The organism is Roseomonas sp. USHLN139 (assembly GCF_037145735.1).
Lineage (GTDB): Bacteria > Pseudomonadota > Alphaproteobacteria > Acetobacterales > Acetobacteraceae > Pseudoroseomonas.
Genome location: NZ_JBBCWY010000011.1, coordinates 37,279 through 56,145 on the forward strand (window position 1 = coordinate 37,279; position 18,867 = coordinate 56,145).

The window sequence follows — 18,867 nt, forward strand, 5'->3', positions numbered from 1 at the left end:
GCCGTCACCAGGATTTGCGAAAAATAATAAATTCGATGGCAAGTTCCTGGCGCGCCGCTCCTGTCCCCCGACACGGCGCCTTCCCAAAACGGAGCGACCGCCATGGCTGCCACCCCCCGCCCCCCCCTCGGCCCTGCGCAGTTCCTGCTGCAGGCCGCGACGCTGGTCGGTCTGGCCGGGCTGGGCGCCGGCGTGGGGGCCGGTGCGGTCGGGGCCGGCATGCTGGGGGTCGAGGCCGGCCTCCTGCCCGACACGATCGGTCGCCCGGGATGGAGCCTGGCGGCCGGCATGGCCTTGGCCGGCGGTGTCGGCGGCTGGATGTGGTGGCGCCAGCGCGCGCAGCAGCGGCGGCTGGACGCGCTGCGGCTCGATCTGGCCCCCTCCGCCGCGCCAACGCCGCCAGCGGGCGCCAGCGCGGCCGGGGCCACCCCGGCGGGCGCCACCCCGCCAGGCACCACGCCCCTGGGCACCACCCCCCTGGGCACCACCCCCCTGGGCACCACCATGGAGGGGGTGCTGCGCTTCGCCACCACGGCGCCGCTGGCCTGGTGCGCGCGGCGTGGCGAATGGTGTCTCGATCTGCAGCGCAGCGGCCCGGCCGAGCTGCCCTGGCGGCTGAACCTGCGCCGCGCCGACCTGCTGGAGGAGCCGGTGCCGCTCGCCCAGGCGGCGACCCTGGATGCGGTGCTGCATCTGTCGCGCCGGCTCTTCGCCCAGCGCGCCCTGGTGCGCTCGCATGATTCGACGCTGCGCGAGGCGGCGGCGCTGCTGGAATGCGACATGGAGTTCCTGCTGCCGGCGGAGCGCAGCCAGATGACCGCGCTGGCCGAGGGCGGCTATGCGCTGCAGGACGAGAAGGGCTACCGCGCCATCTCCGCCCAGCTGGCCGACACCCTGCTGGCGCATGACATCGCGCGCCGCCAGGCCGGGCGCGCTGCCCCCAGCTCTCGCCCGGCGGTGGATGAGAGGCCGGGCGGCCCGCTCAGTTGATCACCCGGAAGGCCTCGCGCCGTCCGGCGATCTCCTGGGTCAGGGCCAGGGCGGCGGGCGGCTCCATCTGTGCCAGGATCGGCCCGGCCTGGCGGTCGGGGATCTTCAGCAGGATCACCGCGGCGCGCGGCGGCTCCAGCCGCTCCAGCACCTTCGCCGCCTGCTGCGGCCGCATGTTGACGTAGAGCGCAACCAGCGCGTCGATATCGGCCTCCGAGGCGGCGCTTTCCCGCACCACCAGGCGCTCGACCTCCTCGCGCAGCCGGGCGAGCTCGGCGATCTGCTGCCGGGCCAGGCTCTCGGTTGCCTGCAGCCGGGCTTCCCGCGCCTCCAGCAGCCGCTCGCGCCGGTCGATCTCGGCCTGGCGGCGGGTGACCTCGGCCAGCAGCCGGCCTTCGCCCGGCCGGTCGTCGCCCAGCGGATTGCTCCGCACCGGCGCGGCCAGCACCGGCGAGACATGCGGCAGCGCGACCAGCCCGTCGCGCAGCGGCATGGCGGCCAGCGGCGCCGTGTCCGGGCGGGCCGGCGCCTGGGCGCGGGCGGGGAAGAGGCCCTCCCAGGAACCGGGCAGCCCGTCGAGGCGGCCGGGCAGCAGGGCCGCCAGGCCGAGCGCCATCAGGGACAGGCCGCGGCGCGGGCCGAACCAGGAAGGGGAGCGGGGGGGCAGAGCAGGGCGTTTCATCGGCTTCTCCGGCCATCAGCCAGGCGGGGCATGGAGGCGGGGCTGGGAGGCGGGGCAGGGGTCAATCCAGCTTGACGCGGATGGTGCGCGGCTCGACCCCCGGCCCGCCGCGAGGGGCGAAGCGCAGCTCGGCCTCCAGCACCTTGTCCAGCGACTGCACCGGCAGGAGCGACGGACCCAGCAGGGCGGCTTCCAGGCCGGTGCCGCCGGGATGCTCCAGCAGGGCGGTTCCGTAATCGCCCTCCATCGCCAGGGCCGGCGCCAGCGCCGGCGCCGTTTCGGGGCGCAGCGTCAGCAGCGGGGCCGGGCCGCGCTCGGCCAGGCGCTCGGCCAGGCCCAGCGGCTCGACCAGCTCGCGCGGCGGGGCCGCCGCGCGCGCCTGCTGCAGCTTGCGGTTCTGCCGCAGCGACTGGTCCAGCTTGGCCGCCACGTCCTCCGCTTGGCGCGAGGCGGCGTTCAGCTCCTGCGCCACGCGGCGGCAGGCGTTGATCTTGCTGTCCACCTCGGCGATGCCGTCGCGCACCTTCTGCACGATGCCCCCGGCCGAGGCGTCCAGCCGGCGCGAGGCCTCGTCGAGCTGGGCGATGACGGCACCGGCGCCTTCGAGCGCGGTCCGCAGCCGTCCCATGCGGCGATACAGCAGCAGGATCCAGCCGGCCTGGGCCGCCAGCAGCAGCAGGGCCGCCGCGTCGAGGATCTGGGTCAGGGTCATGGCGCTTTCCTCGGCCTCCGGATCAGCTGTCCTGGGCGGGCGCGTCGCCGGGCCAGCCCTTCTCGATGACGCACTCCTCGACGCGCAGCACGACGCGCTCGTCCTTGGCGGCGATCACGGCGCGGCAGACCATCAGCCCCTGGCAGAACACCTCGATCGGGTCTTCCTGGCGGCGGTCCAGCACCAGCACCGAGCCGGGCTGCCAGCCGGCGAGCTCGGAGAAGGGGACGGTGCGGCTTTCCACCACCGCGGTCAGCTCGACCGAGGCGCGCGGCAGTTCCTCCGCCAAATGGCTGCGCCAGATGGTGTCGCCGCCCTGCTTCTTGCCCAGCACCTCCTGGCTCAGCAGGTCGCGCACCGGCTCGAGCGAGGCATAGGGCAGTAGGAAATCGATGAAGCCGCCGCGCCCCTCCATGGTGATCTCGGCGCGGAAGGTCAGCGCCGCGGCGGTCGGCTTGGTGATCAGCGCATAGCTCGGCGTGATCTCGAAACGCTCGAGGCGGAAGGAGGCGGGGCAGACCGCCTCGAAGGCGCGGCTCATGTCGTTGGTGACGATCGAGACGAATTTCTCGACGAAGGTGCGCTCGATCGGCGTGTAGGGACGCCCCTCGATCGGCTGCAGTTCGTTGCGCCGGCCGCCGAGCAGGATGTCGACGATCGAGCCGATCAGCCGCGAATCCAGCGCCGCCAGGCAATAGCCGTCCCATTCCTCGATGCGGATGATGCCGATCAGGGCGGGCAGGGTGATGGTGTCGAGGAAGGCGCCGACGCGCACCGGCCGGGTGCGGTCTATCACCACATCGGCGTTGTCGGCGGTGAATTTTCGCGCGCTGCTGGTCATCAGCCGCGCCAGCCGGTCGACGACGATGTCGAGCATCGGCAGCTTCTCGAAGCGCACCGCGCCGCCGACCAGCGCCTCCAGCCCACGGCGGGGGCCCTCATTGGCCGGGGCCTCGGGCCCGCCGAACAGGTCGTCGATGTCGCCCTGGCCCATGGCGACGCCGGCGGCGCCCCAATCGGCCATGGGATCCTCCGCCGGATCGGCGGCGGCCTCGCCTTCGGAGCCGCCGGCGGCGGCCTCCGGGATCGGCTTCGGGGTTTCCTCGGGAACCGGCTCGCTGCCTTCGGTGCCGCTCATTCAGGCCACCACGAAGCTGGTGATCAGCACGTCGCGCACCCGGCCCGGGCCGAGCACCAGCTCGAAGCGCCGGTGCAGGTCGCCGCGCAGCCGGTCCATGGCCAGCGCACCTTCCATCTCGCCCTCCCGCAGGGTGCGCAGATAGAGCACCAGGCTGTCATAGATGCGTGGACTCAGCAGTTCCGGCTGCACCTGCGCCGGGTCGCCATTGACCTCGACCGCCAGCTTCAGGCGGAGCTGCCGCGGCCGCCCGGCATTGGGCAGTGACAGGGTCATCTCGGGGAATTCGACGAAGCTTGGCTTGCCGGCTGCCGCCATGGCGGCGGCCGGTGCCGCCTCGCCCTCCGCCGCATGGCCGCCGCCGAGCAGCGCCTGCACCGCCGGCACGTAGAACCAGGCGCCGGCCCCGGCGCCCGCCAGCACCAGCAGGGGCAGCAGCAGGAGGAGCAGCCGCTTCATCCTCCCCGCCTTCCGGGGCGGCGTCTCGGGCGGCTTCGCGGCTTTTCCCGCGGTGGTCGAGGACATGGGGGGCGGATCTCCCGTCTCTGACGATTTTTCGCGCGACAAGCGGAGTGGCGCCAGATATAAACCGACGCGTTCTCGCATGCCACGCTAAAAACAACCGAGGGTCGAACTTCACCAGCGCAGACCGGTGGATGAAGGAAGTATTTCGCAGACACGGCGCCGCGGCGCCGCGGCGCTGCCGAAGCAGCCAGCATGGGGCGATAGAAGGTCGATGCAGCAAGTCAGGACCCTGGGACCCGGCTTCGATCTGGGCGGTTTGGGCGGCAGCCTGGCGCGGCTCGGGCCGGCGAGGCTGGCGGGGCTCGCGGCCGTCGCGCTGGCGGCGCTGCTGGCGGTGGTGCTGGTGGCGCGCTCGGCCAATGCGCCGACCGGCCTGCTCTATGCCGGGCTGGAGCCGGCCGATGCCGGCCGCATGGCCGCCCGGCTGGAGGAGCTGAAGGTTCCGGTCGAAGCGCGCGGCGACGGCAGCATCTTCGTCCCCGCCGACCAGGTGGCGCGGCTGCGCATGCAGCTGGCGGCCGAGGGGCTGCCGCGCCAGGGCGGTGCCGGCTACGAGCTGCTCGACCAGACGAGCCCGATGCAGATGACCTCCTTCATGCAGCGGGTGCAGCGGCTGCGCGCGCTGGAGGGGGAACTGGCGCGAACCATCGTCACCCTGCAGGGGGTGCGCGCCGCCCGCGTCCATATCGTGCTGCCCGAGCGCGAGAGCTTCTCCCGCGATGCGCCCTCGCCCACCGCCTCGGTCACCGTGACCACCGCGGCCGGGCAGCGGCTGGGCAACCAGGCGGCCCAGGCGATCCGCCTGCTGGTCGCCGGCGCCGTGCCGCGGCTGCGGCAGGAGGATGTCTCGGTGATGGACAGCGCCGGCGTGGTGCTGGCCGCCGATGGCGGCATGGCCGCCGCCGCCGGACGGCTGGGCGAGATCCGCGCCGTCCAGGAACAGGCGCTGCAGCGCGCGGTGCTCGACCTGCTGGAGCCGATCGTCGGCCGCGGCAAGGTGCGCGCCGTCGCCAGCGTCGAGGTCGAGGGCGCGCGCATGGTGGCGCGCGCCGAGACCTATGACCCGCTCGGCCAGGTCGAGCGCGGCCGGCAGCTGCAGACCGAGCAGGAGAACACCGAGGATGGCCGCGGCCAGCAGCCGGTGACGGTCGGCCAGAACCTGCCGAACCAGCAGGCCGGCGGCAACAATGCGCAGCGCAGCGTCTCGGCGGTGCAGCGCAACAACCAGACGGTGAATTTCGAGATCTCCTCCAAGGTCGAGGAGACGGTGCGCGAGCCCGGCACGCTGAAGCGCCTCAGCGTCGCCGTGGTGGTCGATGGCGTGCTGGATGCCGAAGGCAAGCCGCAGCCGCGGCCGAAGGAGGAGCTGGACCGGCTGGCGGCGCTGGTGCGCTCGGCGGTCGGCTTCAGCCAGAGCCGCGGCGACACGCTGACCGTCGACACCCTGGCCTTCCTGCCGGAGGAAGGCACCGGCACGCTGGCCGAGGCCGGCGGGGGCAATGCCGTGATCGCCGGGCTGACCGCCAGCCAGCTCGCCCTGATTGGCGGCGGCACGCTGCTGGCGCTCGGCGCCGGCGGCCTGGTCCTGCGGCGCCGCCGGCAGCAGCAGCAGGCGGCCCTGGCCGCCGCCCTCGCCGCCGCCGAGGCGGCCGCCGCGGCCGAGGCCGCCGCCCAGGCCAACAGCATGGAGGAGGCGATCGCGACGGTGGGCCTCGACCTGCAGGTCCGCCTCTCCTCGCTGACCGCGCTGCACGAGATCATCGACAACCGGCCGGAGGAGGCGCTGGCCGTGGTGCGCAGCTGGATCGAGGAGGGCACGCCGGCATGACCATGCTGCGCCCCTTCCACCCGCCGGCGCTGACCGCGCTGATCGCCGACGAGGATGGCTCGGCCGCCGCCCGGCTGCGCGCCGAGGAGCGGATCCGCAGCACCGCCTTCGAGAGTGGCCGCGCCCGCGGCCTGGAGGAAGGCGTGGCGCTCGGCCGCGCCGAGGGGCGCGAGACGGGACGGGCCGAGGCGGCGCGCGATGCGCAGGCCGAGATCCTCCGCCGCGGGCTGCATGGCGCCGCCGCCGCGGCCGAGGCGCTGGAGCAGCTGCTGGAGCGCCGCGCCGAGGACCGGCGGCTGCTCGATGCCGATCTGCGGGCCGCCCTGGTCGCCGCCCTGCAGGCGGTCTTCCCGCAGCTGCTGGCGCATGCCGCCGGCGGCGAGGTCGCGGCGTTGCTGGCCGAGGCGCTGACCGAGCGCGCCGCCGACACCATCACCCTGCGCGCCCATCCGGCGACGCTGGCGGCTGCGGAGAAGGACGGGCTGCCGGGGCTGCAGGCGCCGGCCAGGCTGCGGCTGCTGCCCGATCCCGCCATGCCCGAAGGCCAGGCCGAGGCCGGCTGGAAGGATGGTGGACTGCTCTACGACCCGGCCGTGCTGATGGAGCGCGTGCTGGCGGTGCTGGGCGCGGCCGCGCCGGGGCTCTCCGCCGGGCCGGCGCCGGCGCTGGTCCCCCCGGCGGTGGTTCCCCCGGCGGCTCCCCCAGCGGCTCCCCTGGCCGCCGAGCCGGGCCTGACCGTCACCCTGAGCCGCGCCCCGTCGGCCGTTTCCATCCCTGCCGCTGCCCCCCCCGACCTGTCCGCCGCCGCCCCCTTGCCTGCCGCGCCTGAGGAGACCACGCCGTGAGCGAGACCGCATCGCCCTCCGAGAACCCCTTCCTGGCCGAGCGCCGGCCGCGCATCATGGACATCCCCGTCAATGTGCAGGTGGTGCTGGGCAACAAGCGCCTGCCGATGGCGGCGCTCTTCGACCTCAGCCGCGGCTCGGTCATCGAGTTCGACAAGAAGGTCGGCGAGCCGATCGACCTGATGGCCAATGAGCGGCTGATCGCCCGCGGCGAGATCCAGATCACCGATGACGGGCGGCTGTCGATCTCGATCACCGAGATCGTCTCCTCCTCCAGCTGAGCCCCGGCAGCGCGGAGAGCCGGCAGAATGCCGCTTCCCCCCCCGACCCCAACCCTGACCTCGACCCCGACGCGCGGCGCGGCGCGCGGCCGCTGGCCGCTGCTGCTGCTGGCGCTGCTCGCGCTGAGCCTGCTGGCGGCGCCCGCCTTCGGCCAGAGCGTCACGCTGAACATCGGCCCGAACGACGCGCCGGCGGTGCCCAGCGGCCAGCAGAGCCTGACCACCAACGTGGTCGCGCTGATCGTGGCGACGACGCTGCTGGCGATGGCCCCCGGCCTGCTGGTGGTGGCCACCGCCTTCACCCGCATCGTCGTGGTGCTGTCGATGCTGCGCACCGCGCTCGGCCTGCAGCAGTCGCCGCCCAATTCGGTGGTGGTCAGCCTCAGCCTGTTCCTGGCCGCCTTCGTCATGGCCCCGGTGCTGGAACGCGCCTGGAACGATGCGGCACGCCCGCTGATGGAGGGCACCATCACCGAGGAGATGGCGGCCGAGCGCGCCATCGCGCCCTTCCGCGGCTTCATGGAGGCCAATGTGCGGGAGCGCGACCTGGCGCTGTTCATCGAGATCGCCCGCTGGACGCCGCCGGGCGGCCGGGAGGGCGAGGCGCCTGCCGCCCGCACCGCGGCGCCACGGCAGCAGGTGCCGCTGCATATCCTCTCGGCCGCCTTCATCATCTCCGAGCTGAACAAGGCCTTCCAGATCGGCTTCCTCTTGTTCCTGCCCTTCCTGGCGATCGACATCGCCATCAGCTCGGTGCTGATGGGCATGGGCATGATGATGCTGCCGCCCGTCGTGGTCAGCCTGCCGTTCAAGCTGATCTTCTTCGTGCTGGTCGATGGCTGGACCCTGGTGGCCGGCGCCCTGGTGCGGAGCTTCTCCACATGACGGGGGAGCAGGCCGTCGCCGCGCCGCCGGCGGAGCCGCCGCGCCGGCCCGCCTGGCGCATCCGCCGGCGGCGCGCCCTGGCCTCGGCCCTGCGCCGGGTGGCCCTGCGGGAAGTGCTGGACCTGCCGCCGGCGCCGCTGCGCGACCGGCTGCTGGCCATCGCCGCCAGCCAGGGCGCCTTCGTGGCGGCCGGGAGCGAGGCCGATCTCGCCGAGCTCGCCGCGCGGATCGAGCCCGGCAGCAGCCTGCCGGTCGAGCTGGTGCCGGTGCTGGCGGCGCTGCTGCAGCCGCTCTTCGGGCCGCTGGCGGCGCTGCCCGGGGAGTTGCCGCCAAGGGGCGCCCCGCCTGAGACGACCCTGCCCTCCGAACCGCGGAGACCTGCCCGATGAAAGCCCCCGAGGCGCGCCGCGCCGTCCGCACCATCGACAACCGCGCCGACCCGCTGGCCGATGTCGCGGTGCTCTTCATGGCGCTGGACGAGCACCGCAGCCAGCAGCTCTTCGACAAGCTGGAGGAGCACGAGATCCGCCGGGTCAGCCGCTCCATGGCCAATCTGGGCAAGGTCGACATCGATCAGGTCGAGCGCGTCATCAACCGCTTCCGCAGCGAGGTCGGCCGCACCGGCACCGTCGTCGGCACCGCCGAGACCACCGAGCGGCTGCTGCGCCGGATGCTGCCCTCGGAGAAGGTCAACGAGATCATGGACGAGATCCGTGGTCCCGAGGGCAAGACCATGTGGGAGAAGCTGGCCAATATCTCGCCGGAAGTGCTGGCCACCTACCTCCGCACCGAGCTGGCGCAGACCTCGGCGGTGATCCTGGCCAAGCTGCCGGCGCAGCACGCCGCCCGTGTCCTGGCCCTGCTGCCGCCGGCCTCGATCGACGAGATCGTGCTGCGCATGGTGCGCATGGACAGCATCCAGAAGGGCGTGCTGCAGGATATCGAGCTGACGCTGCAGAAGGAATTCATCACCAACCTCAGCCGCAGCTACGAGCGCGACAGCTCGCAGATCGTGGCCGAGATCATGAACCGCGCCGACAAGGGCCTGGTCGAGCAGCTGATGCGCAACATCGAGACGCGCGAGCCCTCGGCCGCCGCCCGCATCCGCCGCATCATGTTCACCTTCGCCGACCTGGTGCGCGTCGACCGCTCGACCTTCGCCACGCTGGTCGCCGAATGCCCGGCCGACAAGCTGCAGATCGCGCTGACCGCCGCCAGTCCGGAGCTGCGCGAGCTGTTCCTGTCCAGCATGTCGGAACGCGCCGCCACCATGATGCGCGACGAGATCGAGAACATGCCGGCGCAGCGCCGCAAGGCGGTGGAGGAGGCGCAGGCCGACATCATCACCATCGCCAAGCGCCTCGCCGACGAGGGCCGGATCTTCATCCTCGAGGAAGACGAGGTCGGTGAATCCTGACGTCAGAAGTTCCGCCCGCCTGGCGGGGGGAGGGTCCCGTGGCCCCTGACCGGCCCGACGAGCTGGCGCCGGTGCCGCCGATCGCCGGCGCCGCCCGCAACAACCTGCCGGCGCGCGACGGGGTGGCGACGCCGCCCGGGACGCTCGGCGCCGAGGCCGGGGCGGGCTATGCCGCCGCCGCGCGGGCGCTGAGCGCGGTGCCGCCGCTGGGCCGCGCCGATCCGCCGCTGGCCGAATGGAGCCGCGGGCTGGATGCGGCGGTCGCCGAGGCGGCGGGCCTGGCGCCGCTGCTGCCCGGCGGCCCGGCCGGGCTGGCCCTGCCGCTGGCGCTCGGCCTGCTGCGGCCCGATGTGCGGCGCTGGCTGGGGGCGGAGCGGCTGGCGGCCCTGGCCTCCGGCCTGGACCTCGCCGAGGCCGAGGTCGTCGCGCTGCTGGACGCGGCGCCGCCGCTGCCGGCCAGCCTGGGCGAGCCGCAGGCCTGGCTGTCGCGGCACCTGCCGCTGCTCGGCCCGGCGGGCGGGCTGGTCTGGCTCGGCCTGTTCTGGCGGCCGGACCGCGGCGCCCGCGCCGGTCCGCGGCCGGTCGCGCGGCATGCCCTGGCGGCGCAGCTCAGCCTGCCGGCCACCGGCCGCATCGATCTCCGCGCCCGGCTGGAGGAGGGGCGGATGGATGCCGTGCTGGAGACCGCCCAGCCCCTGCCCCGGGTGACCGTGCTAGCGATGACCGAGGGCTTCTTCGCCGCGCTGCACCGGCTGCGGCTGCAGGGCAGCTTGACGGTGCGGCACAGCGCCGCCGAGCGGCAGACTTGAAATGCGAAAAACGAAGGCGCTAGATGGGTGCCGCTGTAGAACGGGCAGGCTGAAGGCATGAGCGCAGACGACCACCTCAAGCGCCCGATCATCATCAAGAAGCACCACGGCGAGCATGACGACGAGCATGGCGGCCAGTGGAAGATCGCCTATGCCGATTTCGTCACGGCGATGATGGCCTTTTTCCTGGTGATGTGGCTGCTCTCCAGCACCACCCAGTCGCAGCGGGAGGGGATCGCGCAGTTCTTCACCGCCTCCTCGATCCTCGACATGCCCTCGGGCACCGGGGCGCTGGATGGCGGGCGCTCGGTGCTGCTGGCCGGCGACGACCGCCAGGCCTCGCTGACCCAGACCGACGAGGGCGGCGCCCAAGGCGAGAACCAGGGTGGCGAGGCGGCGGGGGAGGCTGCTGCTGCCGCCAGCGCCGCGCAGCAGCCGGCCGACGGCGCCTCGCTCAGCGCCCGCGATCCCATCGAGCGGCAGCGCTTCGATGCGCTGAAGGCCGAGCTGGAGCGTCAGGCCGCCAGCGAGGCGCTGAAGGAGTTCTCCCAGAATATCCAGATCGAGATGACGCCGGAGGGGCTCAGGCTGCAGATCTTCGATCGCGACGGCGCGCCGATGTTTGCCCCCGCCAGCTTCGATCCGACGCCGCGGCTGCAGCGGATCCTCGAGGTGGTGGGCGGCGTGCTGGCCACCGTGCCGAACGAGGTGGTGGTGACCGGTCATACCGACGGGCAGAACTACCAGCGCGGCAATTACGGCAACTGGGAGCTGTCGGCCGACCGCGCCAACAGCGTCCGCCGCCAGCTGGAGCGCGCCCGCGTCGCCTCCAGCCGCATGTGGCGGGTGGAGGGCAAGGCGTCGATCGACCCGCTGCTGCCCGAGGCGCCGAACGATCCGCGCAACCGCCGCATCGCCATCACCGTGCTGCGCAGCGACGTGGTCGCCGAGGCGCGCGCGGCCGAGGCGGCGCAGCGTCGCGCCCAGGAACCGCGGCGGTGAAACCCCGCGCCTCTTCCGGCCTGCTGGCAGAAGCCGGCGCCGGTCCCCGACCCGCATCCGGTGCGGCCTGGCCGCGCCGGGACCTGTGCCACTGCTCTTCATGAGGGACCGCCGATGACGGCCATCAATGCCCTGCGCACCAGCACCTCCGGCCTGAATGCCCAGTCGACCAAGCTGGCCGGCATTTCCAACAACATCGCCAACAGCTCGACCGTCGGCTACAAGCGGGTCGATACCCAGTTTGAGAGCCTGGTGCTGGAGGGCTCCAGCCAGGGCTCCTATGCGCTGGCCGGCGTGGCGCCGCGCAACCGGCTGGAGATCAGCAAGGTTGGCCAGGTGCAGGCGACCGGCGTCGACACCGACGTCGCGGTGAATGGCAGCGGCTTCCTGGTGGTCAACGAGACCGCGTCGAGCAACGGCAAGTATCTGGCGACCCGCGCCGGCTCCTTCCGGCCGGATGCGCTGGGCAACCTGGTCAACACGGCCGGCTACTACCTGCAGGGCGTCAAGCTCGGCGCCGACGGCAATCCGGTGGGCACCCTCGGCGACAACAATGTCGACAGCCTGACCACGGTGAACATCAACAACATCAGCGTGGCCTCGGCACCGACCACCGAGATGCGGGTCTGGATGAACCTGCCCAAGGACCAGACCGCCTATGCCAACCCGCCGCCGCTGACCAATGCCTTCACCAGCAGCATCGACTACTACGACGCGACGGGCGGCACCCAGACCCTGACCTACCGCTACACCCCGGTGGTGCCGGAGCAGGACGGCGCCAGCGATACCTCGACCTGGACATTGGAGATCTTCGACAGCGCCTCGGGCGACCTGGCGACGACCAATGTCTATGACACCACCAAGCGCATCGCCGCCATCGGCCTGCAGTTCTGGAGCAATGGCACCAATGCCGGGACGCTCGCCGCCGTCTGGGACAGCACCGCGCAGACCGCGGGTGTCGCCCAGGTGGCGCCGGGCTTCACCACGCCGGTCGGCGGCGCGCCGCTGCTGACCGGCGCGCCCAATCCGGCGACCTATGGCGCCGTGGCCAGCACGCCGGCCAGCAACTACGGCACCCCGGACAACCTGGCCGGCGCCAGCGTGCTCGGCGCCTATGACGCGGAGAAGGGCATCCTGACCGTCAAGGTCGGCGTGCAGGGCGGCTTCGCCGGCACCGACCTGCCGATCACCATGGGCACCTTCAGCAGCTTCGAGGGCACGACCCAGCTCAGCGGCGACTATCTGCCGACCAAGATCGAGAAGAACGGCTCCGCCTTCGGCCTGCTGGAGCGCGTCTCGGTGCAGGATGACGGCATGGTGGTCGCCACCTTCTCCAACGGCAAGTCGCGGCCGATCTACGCGCTGAAGCTGGCGATCTTCCCCAATGCCAACGGGCTGAACCCGGTGCGCGGCGATGCCTACGAGATGTCGCTGGCCGCCGGCGCGGTGCGGCTGCTCGACCCGGGCAATGGCGCCGCCGGCACCACCTCGGGCGGTGCGCTGGAATCCTCCAATGTCGATATCGGCACTGAGCTCACCAACCTGATCGAGACCCAGCGCGCCTACAGCTCCAATGCCACGGTGATCCGCACGGCGGACCAGATGATGGAGGAGGCGACCAATCTGAAGCGCTGAGGCGGCCATCGTGACGGGCCGCAGCGCCGGCGCGGGGCGGCGGGGGCGCGCCGGTCAACCGGCGTTCGTCCGCTAGCGCCCGCCCGCTGGCGCGCGGCAGCGTGACCGCGAGGCACCGCGCCATGCCTCGCGATCTGCGAAAAATCATCCTAGAATGGGCTCTGACAGGACGTCGCAGCATGAGCATCGCCGCATGAGCATCCAGGCCGCCCTTTCCAACGCGCTTTCCTCGCTGGCCGCCGAGCAGCGGCATGCGATGATCCTGGCCAACAACATCGCCAATGCCAGCACGCCCGGCTATGTCCGCCGCGACATGCCGCGCAGCGAGCGGCTGGTGGCCGGCACCGGCTCCGGCGTCGACACGCGGGTGACCCTCCGGCTCGACGATCCGGGGCTGGCCGCCACCTCCCGCGCCGCGGATGCCTCGGAGGCCTTCGCCAGGACCATCCAGGCCGGGCTCGAGGCCTATAATGCCACCGTGGGCCAGCCCGCGGATGCGCGCTCGCTCTCTGCCAAGCTCGGCGCCTTTCAGAAGGCGATGACCACGCTGTCGTCGAGTCCGGACAATGCGGTGTCGCAGAGCCAGGTCCTGGCGGCGGCGCAGGACCTGGTGGACACGTTGCACAATGCCGATGCGGCGGTGGCCAGGGCGCGCTCGGATGCCGATCTCGGCATCGCCGCCGATGTGACGGCGGTCAACAAGTCGCTGGACAGCCTGGTCGATGTCGACCGGCAGATGGCGCTGGCCAGCGCCCGCGGCGCCTCCACCGCCGAATACGAGGACCGGCGCGACGTCATCCTGGCCGAGATCGCCGCCAAGCTGCCGATCCGCACCTTCGACAACGGTCCCGGCAACTTCATCGTCATGACCGATGGCGGCAACACGCTCTATGACAGCACGCGGGCGCATCATCTCTCCTTCACCACCACGCCCTTCATCCCGGCCGAGGCGCGGCATCCGGCCAGCCTGTCGGCGGTGACGGTGGAAGGGCAGGGCGCCCTGCGCATCTCCGACACCGGCTCGATCGCCGCCGGCTTGACGCTGCGTGACGAGATCCTGCCGAACTTCGTCGACATGCTCGACCAGGTCAGCGCCCGGCTGCTGGACAGCTTTCAGGAGGCCGATGCCACGCTGACCGGCACCCAGGCCGGCCTGTTCACCGACATGGGCGCGGCGAACTGGGACAGCAGCGGCGGCTTCGCGACCTTCACCGGCCTGTCGCGGCGCATCGCCATCAATGCCGCCGTCGATCCCGACCAGGGCGGCGACCTGTGGAAGCTGCGCACCGGCATGCAGGCGGCGACCGACGATCTGGCGGCCGACAATTCCTATGTGCTCGCCACCCTCGACGCGATGAATGTCGCGCGCGGCTATGACAGCACCACCGGCCTGCCGAGCTCGATGACCCTGTCGCAGGCGGCCTCGCAGAGCATCGGGCTGATGCAGTCGGAGCGCGCCGTCTGGACCGACCGCGCCACCACCCGCGCCAGCCTGGCGCTGGAGGCGCGGCAGGATCTGTCGAACAAGACCGGCGTCAATGTCGACGAGGAGCTGCAGCGGCTGCTGCTGGTGCAGCAGACCTATTCCGCCTCGGTGCAGATCATCCAGGCGGCGTCGCGCATGCTCGATGAGCTGAACCAGATCCGCTGAGGAGCAGGCGATCATGTTCGACCGCGTTTCCCCCTCCGGCGTCGCCCTCGGGCGCCAGGCCGGCCTGATGCGGATGCAGAGCGATCTGGCCATCCTGACCGCCGAGATGTCCTCCGGCCGCAAGGCCGACCCGGCCCGCGCGCTCGGGGTCGGCGCCTCGCTGCTCTACAAGCTCTATGGCGATGCGCAGCAGGGCGAGGCGATCAAGAACTCGACCAGCCTGGCCGGCGAGCGGCTGAAGGCCATGCAGACCGCCATGACCTCGATCGGCGGCCTGATGGACCAGATGTCGCCCGAGATCCTCAAGATCGATCAGCTGAAGGACAATGGCTACACCATCATCGCCAACCAGGCGGAGGAGGTGCTGGGCAGCCTGACCGACCTGCTGAACACGCATTGGGACGGGCAGAACATCTTCGGCGGGACCGACACCTCGCGCTCGCCGGTGGCCGATTCCGCCGGGCTGGTCAGCTGGGCCTCGACGCGGCTGGCCACCGCGGTGACCGCCGCCGGCGCGCCGCTGGACGCGACCCAGACGACAGCCATGCTCGCCGATTTCGACACGCTCTTCGCCAATGTGCAGCGGGATGCCAGCGGCCTCACCTCCTTCTACGGGCTGGTCTATGTCTCGACCAGCCGCACCGCGCTGAACGGCAGCACCGATCCCGAGAGCGACGCCAATTCCCTGGTGCGCATCGGCGCCGGCGAGACGCTGAGCTACAATGTCCGCGCCGACAACGACAGCTTCAAGAACGCCTATGAGGCGCTGTCGATGCTGACGCTGCTGGATGCGCCGGACACCGCGCTGTCGAAGGAGGCGCGCACCGCCATCCTCGACAAGGCCGGCGACCTGATGCGGATGGCGCGCTCGCAGCTGACCGTGGTGGCCGGCGTGCTCGGCACCAAGCAGCAGCGGTTGCAGAACGTCGCCGATATCCAGGACCGCGCGGTCAGCGCCGCGACCGCCCAGATCAACGATCTGGAAGCCGCGGACTATTACACCGTCTCGGACCGCATCAGCCAGCTGCAGCTGCAGCTGCAGGCGACCTACAGCATCACCGCGCGCCTCGCCGACCTCAGCTTCGTCAACTACCTCTGACCTCGCTGGTCCTGCGGCGCGACGCTGCAGGCCCGGACACGGAGAATCCGGACATGCCTTCCAGCCATCTTCCCGTCACTGAGACCCCCTTCGTTCCCCTGGCGCTGGAGGAGGAGGACATCGCCACCTATGCCGCCATCGCCGAAGCCCTGGGCTGCAGCACCGAGGATTGCGCCGAGGGGTTCATGATGGCGACGCCGCTGGCGCGCGATGCGGCGGTGCAGCTCTGGGGCGCGGTGCAGCGGCTGCAGGAGGCCCGGCCGCTGCCGCCCGAGGAGCGGGTGCAGCGTGACCTGCAGGTGCAGGAGGCGCTGGAGGCGTTGAAGTCGCTGATCGGGCTGAACCCGGCGGTGATGCCCCTGGCCTCGCTGGCGGTGGCCGGCCTGCGCTACCAGAGCTGAGGGGAGGCGCCCCCATGCCGCCGCCCTGGCTTTCCCTGTCGGCGAAATTCCTTGGCCTGCTGCTCGGCCTGCTGCTGGCGGCCCTGCCGGCCGCCGCCCAGGTGCGGCTGAAGGATATCATCACCATCGAGGGGGTGCGCGGCAACCAGCTGGTGGGCTACGGGCTGGTGATCGGGCTGCAGGGCACCGGCGACCAGCTGCGCAACAACCCCTTCACCCTGCAGAGCCTGAGCGCGATGCTGGAGCGCATGGGCATCAATGTCGCCGATGCCCGGGTGCAGACCCGCAACACCGCCGCGGTCATCGTCACCGCGACCCTGCCGCCCTTCGCGCGCCAGGGCACGCTGATTGATGTGCAGGCCTCCTCGCTGGGCGACAGCCGCAGCCTGAATGGCGGCACGCTGATCGCCACGCCGCTGCTGGGCGCCGATGGCGAGGTCTATGCCGTGGCGCAGGGACCGGTGGTGGTCGGCGGCTTCCAGGCCGGCGGCCAGGCGCAGAGCATCAGCAGCGGCGTCACCACCCAGGGCCGCGTGCCCAGCGGCGGCATGGTCGAGCGCGAGGTGCCGATCGAGCTGCGCAGCGCCGAGGTGCTGCGCCTGTCGCTGCGCGCCCCCGACTTCACCACGGCGATGCGCATCGAGGAGGCGCTGAACCGCCGCTTCGGCCCGGACACGGCCGCGGCGCTGGACCTGGCGACGGTGCAGCTGCGCGTGCCCCTGGCCTTCCGCGACCGGCTGCCGGCGCTGGTCGCGCAGATGGAATCCCTGCCGATCCTGCCGGAGACCCCGGCGCGGGTGGTGATCGACGAGCGCACCGGCACCATCGTGGTCGGGGCCCAGGTGCGCATCGACCCCGTCGCCATCACCCATGGCAATCTGGTGATCCGCGTCACCGAGACGCCGCAGGTCAGCCAGCCCAATCCGCTGGGCGGCGGCGAGACGGTGGTGGTGCCGCGCACCGATGTCGAGGTGGACGATCAGCGCGGCCGCCGGCTGGCGGTGGTGCCGCAGGCCTCGACCCTGAAGGACCTGGTGGATGGGCTGAACGCGCTGGGGCTGGCGCCGCGCGACCTGATCTCCGTGCTGATGGCGCTGAAGGCCAGCGGCGCCCTGCATGCGGAGCTGCAGTTCATCTAGCCGCCGCGGCGGCCCAGGGTCAGCAATGGCCTGGGCTGCTGCCCCAGGCGGGATGGGCGAGTTCGCCCAGATGGTCCTCGAGGCCCGCCGCGCGCAGCGCCGCGATGCTGGCCCAGCCTCCCGGGCGGTCGACGTCCACGGCATACAGGGCGATGCCCGCCTGTGCCGCGTCATCCGGCCAGCCGCCTTCCCAGAGCTCGACGTGGAACCGGGCCTGGGCCTCGCTCGGAAAGGTGGCGACGGCGTCGCGGCCGGCGGCGTTCAGCTTCGACCAGCAGGCCAAGGCGGGCGTGCGGCCGACATACAGGCCGAGGCCCTGGTGCACGACGACATAGCCCTTGCTCACAGGGAGCTTCATGCAGTCCTCATGGCGGGGAGGGGGGCGCAATCCTGGCGCGCGGCAGCGGCGCGCGCGACGTGAGACGCCGGCGGCCGGCGCATTATGCCGGCCTTGCCGCCCCGTCAGAAGATCAACAGTGTCTCAAAATCGCGGCCGGAGGACAGGCCGATCAGCGCAGTCCGCCGAATTGCTGCCGCGTCCACCAGTCGCTCAGCAGGTCGCGGCCCACTCCTGGACGACGCAGCGTGTCGGTATCCGCCCGCGCTTCCTGCACCGGCGCCACCAGGGCGGCACTCGGCCCCGGCGTGGCCGACAGGGTGGCGGGCAGGGCCGTGCCCGCCGGCGGCGCGGCGGTCGGCGCGGGGCTGCGCGCCTCGAGCTGCGGCGCCCGACGCGGCCCCAGGGGGTCGAAGGCGCGGACGTCGAAGCTGTCGCTGCTCAGCCCCTCGACCGACAGCGGTGGCAGTGGCTGGCGCACCGGCTGTGCCGCCGCCGGCAAAGCGCTGCAGGCCAGGAGGACGGCGATCAGACCAGGGCGCATGACAACAGGGATCCTCCGGATCAGGGCGGGGGGCGGGCAGGGCGGGGCAGGTCCCTGCTGCTGCGAGAACGGATTGCGGCGCCCGGCGTTGCCTGCCCGGCCGCCGATGTTTCAGTTTCTGGCAAGATTTCTAAGAGCATCAGGCTTTGTTAACCGACGGCTTCCATACTCCTGCCATTCGCTGAACTGCGGAAAGCCAGCCAGAAAGGCGGATCTGTCGCCCGATGCCTTGCGCCGCCAGGACATGGAACAATCGATGTCGCTCGGCCTGACCTTGTTGCTGAACGCCGCCGGCGCGGCGCTGGACCGGCTCTGGCTGTCGCGGCTGGGGCGCGATGCCCCGGTGGTCCTGCCGGATTATCTCGATCCCGGCCTGGCCGCCCCGCTGGAATCCGCCATTCCCGGGACGGAGGCCAGGCTGCGCGACCAGCTGCTGGCCATGGGCGGGCAGATGCGGGCCATCGGCCTGCCGGCGCTGGCCGGGGCCGTGCTGGCCGCGCCGCTGACCGACCGCCGCCGCGCCGCCCTGCTGGCGCTGGCCGGCAGCGGCCGCTGGCGCGAGAGGCCGGGCGGCCTGCGCTGGCGTGCCGCGGCCGATGGCGGCGGCTATCTGCTGGAATGCCGCGCCGGGCCCGGCGCCGCCCATGCGCCGCATGCCATGGCCGAGCAGTGGCAGCAGCTCTGGCATTGTCCGGAGGGCAGCGAGGGGGCGGCGGCCGGCCGGCCGCAGGCGCCACCCTGCCTGACGCGCAGCGGCGGCGCCGATTGCCTGTCGCTCGAGGCGGCGCTGCGCGACGTGGTGCTGGGGCTGCAGGCGTCGGGCTGCGCCGAGCTGGCCGGGCATGTCGCGGGCCTGGCCGATCGCGACAGCCGCGCCTGGCTGCCGCCGGCACCGACGCTCCCCCTGCCGCGCCAGGCCCGCCCCCCTGCGGCCGCCTGAACCGGCC

General features: G+C 72.3%; 21 protein-coding genes. 15 read left to right on the plus strand and 6 right to left on the minus strand.

What is annotated here, in order from left to right; all coding sequences use genetic code 11:
- The first annotated feature begins 102 nt into the window (after positions 1 to 102).
- Positions 103 to 990, plus strand: coding sequence for a hypothetical protein (locus tag WFI16_RS22815; protein WP_419900156.1), 888 nt, complete (start codon positions 103 to 105; stop codon positions 988 to 990).
- On the opposite strand, the gene WFI16_RS22820 is transcribed toward WFI16_RS22815, so the two are convergent.
- The 4 genes from WFI16_RS22820 to WFI16_RS22835 all read right to left on the minus strand — a co-directional run bounded on the left by WFI16_RS22820 (position 983) and on the right by WFI16_RS22835 (position 3,981).
- Entirely contained in the window at positions 983 to 1,672 is a 690-nt protein-coding gene (locus WFI16_RS22820; RefSeq protein WP_419900157.1) for a MotE family protein, read from the minus strand. The genes WFI16_RS22815 and WFI16_RS22820 overlap by 8 nt on opposite strands.
- A gap of 61 nt (positions 1,673 to 1,733) precedes the next feature.
- Entirely contained in the window at positions 1,734 to 2,384 is a 651-nt protein-coding gene (locus WFI16_RS22825) for a hypothetical protein (protein ID WP_419900158.1), read from the minus strand.
- A gap of 22 nt (positions 2,385 to 2,406) precedes the next feature.
- Complete coding sequence (locus WFI16_RS22830) at positions 2,407 to 3,522, minus strand: FliM/FliN family flagellar motor switch protein (RefSeq protein ID WP_419900159.1); 1,116 nt, start codon at positions 3,520 to 3,522, stop codon at positions 2,407 to 2,409.
- On the minus strand, positions 3,523 to 3,981 hold the full coding sequence (locus WFI16_RS22835; protein ID WP_419900160.1) for a flagellar basal body-associated FliL family protein: 459 nt from the start codon (positions 3,979 to 3,981) through the stop codon (positions 3,523 to 3,525).
- A 277-nt stretch (positions 3,982 to 4,258) separates the two neighbouring features.
- Between WFI16_RS22835 and fliF the strand changes: the two genes are divergently transcribed.
- From fliF to WFI16_RS22900, 13 genes are all read left to right on the plus strand, one after another.
- The gene (gene fliF, locus WFI16_RS22840) at positions 4,259 to 5,875 is read left to right on the plus strand and encodes a flagellar basal-body MS-ring/collar protein FliF (protein WP_419900161.1); all 1,617 of its coding nucleotides are present in this window, start codon (positions 4,259 to 4,261) and stop codon (positions 5,873 to 5,875) included.
- Entirely contained in the window at positions 5,872 to 6,720 is an 849-nt protein-coding gene (locus WFI16_RS22845; RefSeq protein ID WP_419900162.1) for a hypothetical protein, read from the plus strand. Before fliF ends, WFI16_RS22845 begins: the two co-directional genes overlap by 4 nt.
- Entirely contained in the window at positions 6,717 to 7,001 is a 285-nt protein-coding gene (locus WFI16_RS22850; protein ID WP_419900163.1) for a FliM/FliN family flagellar motor switch protein, read from the plus strand. The genes WFI16_RS22845 and WFI16_RS22850 overlap by 4 nt, the downstream gene beginning before the upstream one ends.
- A 27-nt stretch (positions 7,002 to 7,028) precedes the next feature.
- Positions 7,029 to 7,886: a flagellar type III secretion system pore protein FliP gene (gene fliP / locus WFI16_RS22855; RefSeq protein WP_419900164.1), complete on the plus strand. Its 858-nt coding sequence runs from the start codon at positions 7,029 to 7,031 to the stop codon at positions 7,884 to 7,886.
- Positions 7,883 to 8,275, plus strand: coding sequence for a hypothetical protein (locus WFI16_RS22860; RefSeq protein ID WP_419900165.1), 393 nt, complete (start codon positions 7,883 to 7,885; stop codon positions 8,273 to 8,275). Before fliP ends, WFI16_RS22860 begins: the two co-directional genes overlap by 4 nt.
- Positions 8,272 to 9,303: a flagellar motor switch protein FliG gene (locus WFI16_RS22865; RefSeq protein WP_419900166.1), complete on the plus strand. Its 1,032-nt coding sequence runs from the start codon at positions 8,272 to 8,274 to the stop codon at positions 9,301 to 9,303. The genes WFI16_RS22860 and WFI16_RS22865 overlap by 4 nt, the downstream gene beginning before the upstream one ends.
- 38 nt (positions 9,304 to 9,341) lie before the next feature.
- The gene (locus tag WFI16_RS22870) at positions 9,342 to 10,112 is read left to right on the plus strand and encodes a hypothetical protein (RefSeq protein WP_419900167.1); all 771 of its coding nucleotides are present in this window, start codon (positions 9,342 to 9,344) and stop codon (positions 10,110 to 10,112) included.
- 57 nt (positions 10,113 to 10,169) lie between these two features.
- Entirely contained in the window at positions 10,170 to 11,114 is a 945-nt protein-coding gene (locus tag WFI16_RS22875) for a flagellar motor protein MotB (protein WP_419900168.1), read from the plus strand.
- Between the two features lie 114 nt (positions 11,115 to 11,228).
- A complete protein-coding gene (locus tag WFI16_RS22880; protein ID WP_419900169.1) occupies positions 11,229 to 12,749 on the plus strand; it encodes a flagellar hook protein FlgE in 1,521 nt (506 codons plus the stop codon).
- Between the two features lie 193 nt (positions 12,750 to 12,942).
- The gene (gene flgK, locus WFI16_RS22885) at positions 12,943 to 14,400 is read left to right on the plus strand and encodes a flagellar hook-associated protein FlgK (RefSeq protein ID WP_419900170.1); all 1,458 of its coding nucleotides are present in this window, start codon (positions 12,943 to 12,945) and stop codon (positions 14,398 to 14,400) included.
- A gap of 13 nt (positions 14,401 to 14,413) precedes the next feature.
- Entirely contained in the window at positions 14,414 to 15,499 is a 1,086-nt protein-coding gene (locus tag WFI16_RS22890) for a flagellin N-terminal helical domain-containing protein (protein ID WP_419900171.1), read from the plus strand.
- A gap of 53 nt (positions 15,500 to 15,552) precedes the next feature.
- A complete protein-coding gene (locus WFI16_RS22895) occupies positions 15,553 to 15,900 on the plus strand; it encodes a polysaccharide deacetylase (RefSeq protein ID WP_419900172.1) in 348 nt (115 codons plus the stop codon).
- Between the two features lie 14 nt (positions 15,901 to 15,914).
- Positions 15,915 to 17,039, plus strand: a complete 1,125-nt coding sequence (locus WFI16_RS22900; RefSeq protein WP_419900173.1) for a flagellar basal body P-ring protein FlgI — start codon at positions 15,915 to 15,917, stop codon at positions 17,037 to 17,039.
- 19 nt (positions 17,040 to 17,058) lie between these two features.
- Here the strand turns inward: WFI16_RS22900 and WFI16_RS22905 are convergent, their stop codons facing one another.
- Both WFI16_RS22905 and WFI16_RS22910 read right to left on the minus strand, forming a co-directional pair.
- Positions 17,059 to 17,397: a hypothetical protein gene (locus tag WFI16_RS22905; RefSeq protein WP_419900174.1), complete on the minus strand. Its 339-nt coding sequence runs from the start codon at positions 17,395 to 17,397 to the stop codon at positions 17,059 to 17,061.
- Between the two features lie 151 nt (positions 17,398 to 17,548).
- Positions 17,549 to 17,920, minus strand: a complete 372-nt coding sequence (locus tag WFI16_RS22910) for a hypothetical protein (protein ID WP_419900175.1) — start codon at positions 17,918 to 17,920, stop codon at positions 17,549 to 17,551.
- A gap of 256 nt (positions 17,921 to 18,176) precedes the next feature.
- On the opposite strand from WFI16_RS22910, the gene WFI16_RS22915 reads away from it, so the two are divergent.
- On the plus strand, positions 18,177 to 18,860 hold the full coding sequence (locus tag WFI16_RS22915) for a hypothetical protein (protein ID WP_419900176.1): 684 nt from the start codon (positions 18,177 to 18,179) through the stop codon (positions 18,858 to 18,860).
- The last annotated feature ends 7 nt before the right edge of the window (positions 18,861 to 18,867 follow it).

What these genes read in the sequence shown, in the direction of transcription:
- WFI16_RS22815 (WP_419900156.1), top strand. Translation starts at nt 103, where the DNA reads ATGGCTGCCACCCCCCGCCCCCCCCTCGGCCCTGCGCAGTTCCTGCTG.
- WFI16_RS22820 (WP_419900157.1), bottom strand. Translation starts at nt 1,672, where the DNA reads ATGAAACGCCCTGCTCTGCCCCCCCGCTCCCCTTCCTGGTTCGGCCCG.
- WFI16_RS22825 (WP_419900158.1), bottom strand. Translation starts at nt 2,384, where the DNA reads ATGACCCTGACCCAGATCCTCGACGCGGCGGCCCTGCTGCTGCTGGCG.
- WFI16_RS22830 (WP_419900159.1), bottom strand. Translation starts at nt 3,522, where the DNA reads ATGAGCGGCACCGAAGGCAGCGAGCCGGTTCCCGAGGAAACCCCGAAG.
- WFI16_RS22835 (WP_419900160.1), bottom strand. Translation starts at nt 3,981, where the DNA reads ATGAAGCGGCTGCTCCTCCTGCTGCTGCCCCTGCTGGTGCTGGCGGGC.
- fliF (WP_419900161.1), top strand. Translation starts at nt 4,259, where the DNA reads ATGCAGCAAGTCAGGACCCTGGGACCCGGCTTCGATCTGGGCGGTTTG.
- WFI16_RS22845 (WP_419900162.1), top strand. Translation starts at nt 5,872, where the DNA reads ATGACCATGCTGCGCCCCTTCCACCCGCCGGCGCTGACCGCGCTGATC.
- fliP (WP_419900164.1), top strand. Translation starts at nt 7,029, where the DNA reads ATGCCGCTTCCCCCCCCGACCCCAACCCTGACCTCGACCCCGACGCGC.
- WFI16_RS22860 (WP_419900165.1), top strand. Translation starts at nt 7,883, where the DNA reads ATGACGGGGGAGCAGGCCGTCGCCGCGCCGCCGGCGGAGCCGCCGCGC.
- WFI16_RS22865 (WP_419900166.1), top strand. Translation starts at nt 8,272, where the DNA reads ATGAAAGCCCCCGAGGCGCGCCGCGCCGTCCGCACCATCGACAACCGC.
- WFI16_RS22875 (WP_419900168.1), top strand. Translation starts at nt 10,170, where the DNA reads ATGAGCGCAGACGACCACCTCAAGCGCCCGATCATCATCAAGAAGCAC.
- WFI16_RS22880 (WP_419900169.1), top strand. Translation starts at nt 11,229, where the DNA reads ATGACGGCCATCAATGCCCTGCGCACCAGCACCTCCGGCCTGAATGCC.
- flgK (WP_419900170.1), top strand. Translation starts at nt 12,943, where the DNA reads ATGAGCATCCAGGCCGCCCTTTCCAACGCGCTTTCCTCGCTGGCCGCC.
- WFI16_RS22890 (WP_419900171.1), top strand. Translation starts at nt 14,414, where the DNA reads ATGTTCGACCGCGTTTCCCCCTCCGGCGTCGCCCTCGGGCGCCAGGCC.
- WFI16_RS22895 (WP_419900172.1), top strand. Translation starts at nt 15,553, where the DNA reads ATGCCTTCCAGCCATCTTCCCGTCACTGAGACCCCCTTCGTTCCCCTG.
- WFI16_RS22900 (WP_419900173.1), top strand. Translation starts at nt 15,915, where the DNA reads ATGCCGCCGCCCTGGCTTTCCCTGTCGGCGAAATTCCTTGGCCTGCTG.
- WFI16_RS22905 (WP_419900174.1), bottom strand. Translation starts at nt 17,397, where the DNA reads ATGAAGCTCCCTGTGAGCAAGGGCTATGTCGTCGTGCACCAGGGCCTC.
- WFI16_RS22910 (WP_419900175.1), bottom strand. Translation starts at nt 17,920, where the DNA reads ATGCGCCCTGGTCTGATCGCCGTCCTCCTGGCCTGCAGCGCTTTGCCG.
- WFI16_RS22915 (WP_419900176.1), top strand. Translation starts at nt 18,177, where the DNA reads ATGTCGCTCGGCCTGACCTTGTTGCTGAACGCCGCCGGCGCGGCGCTG.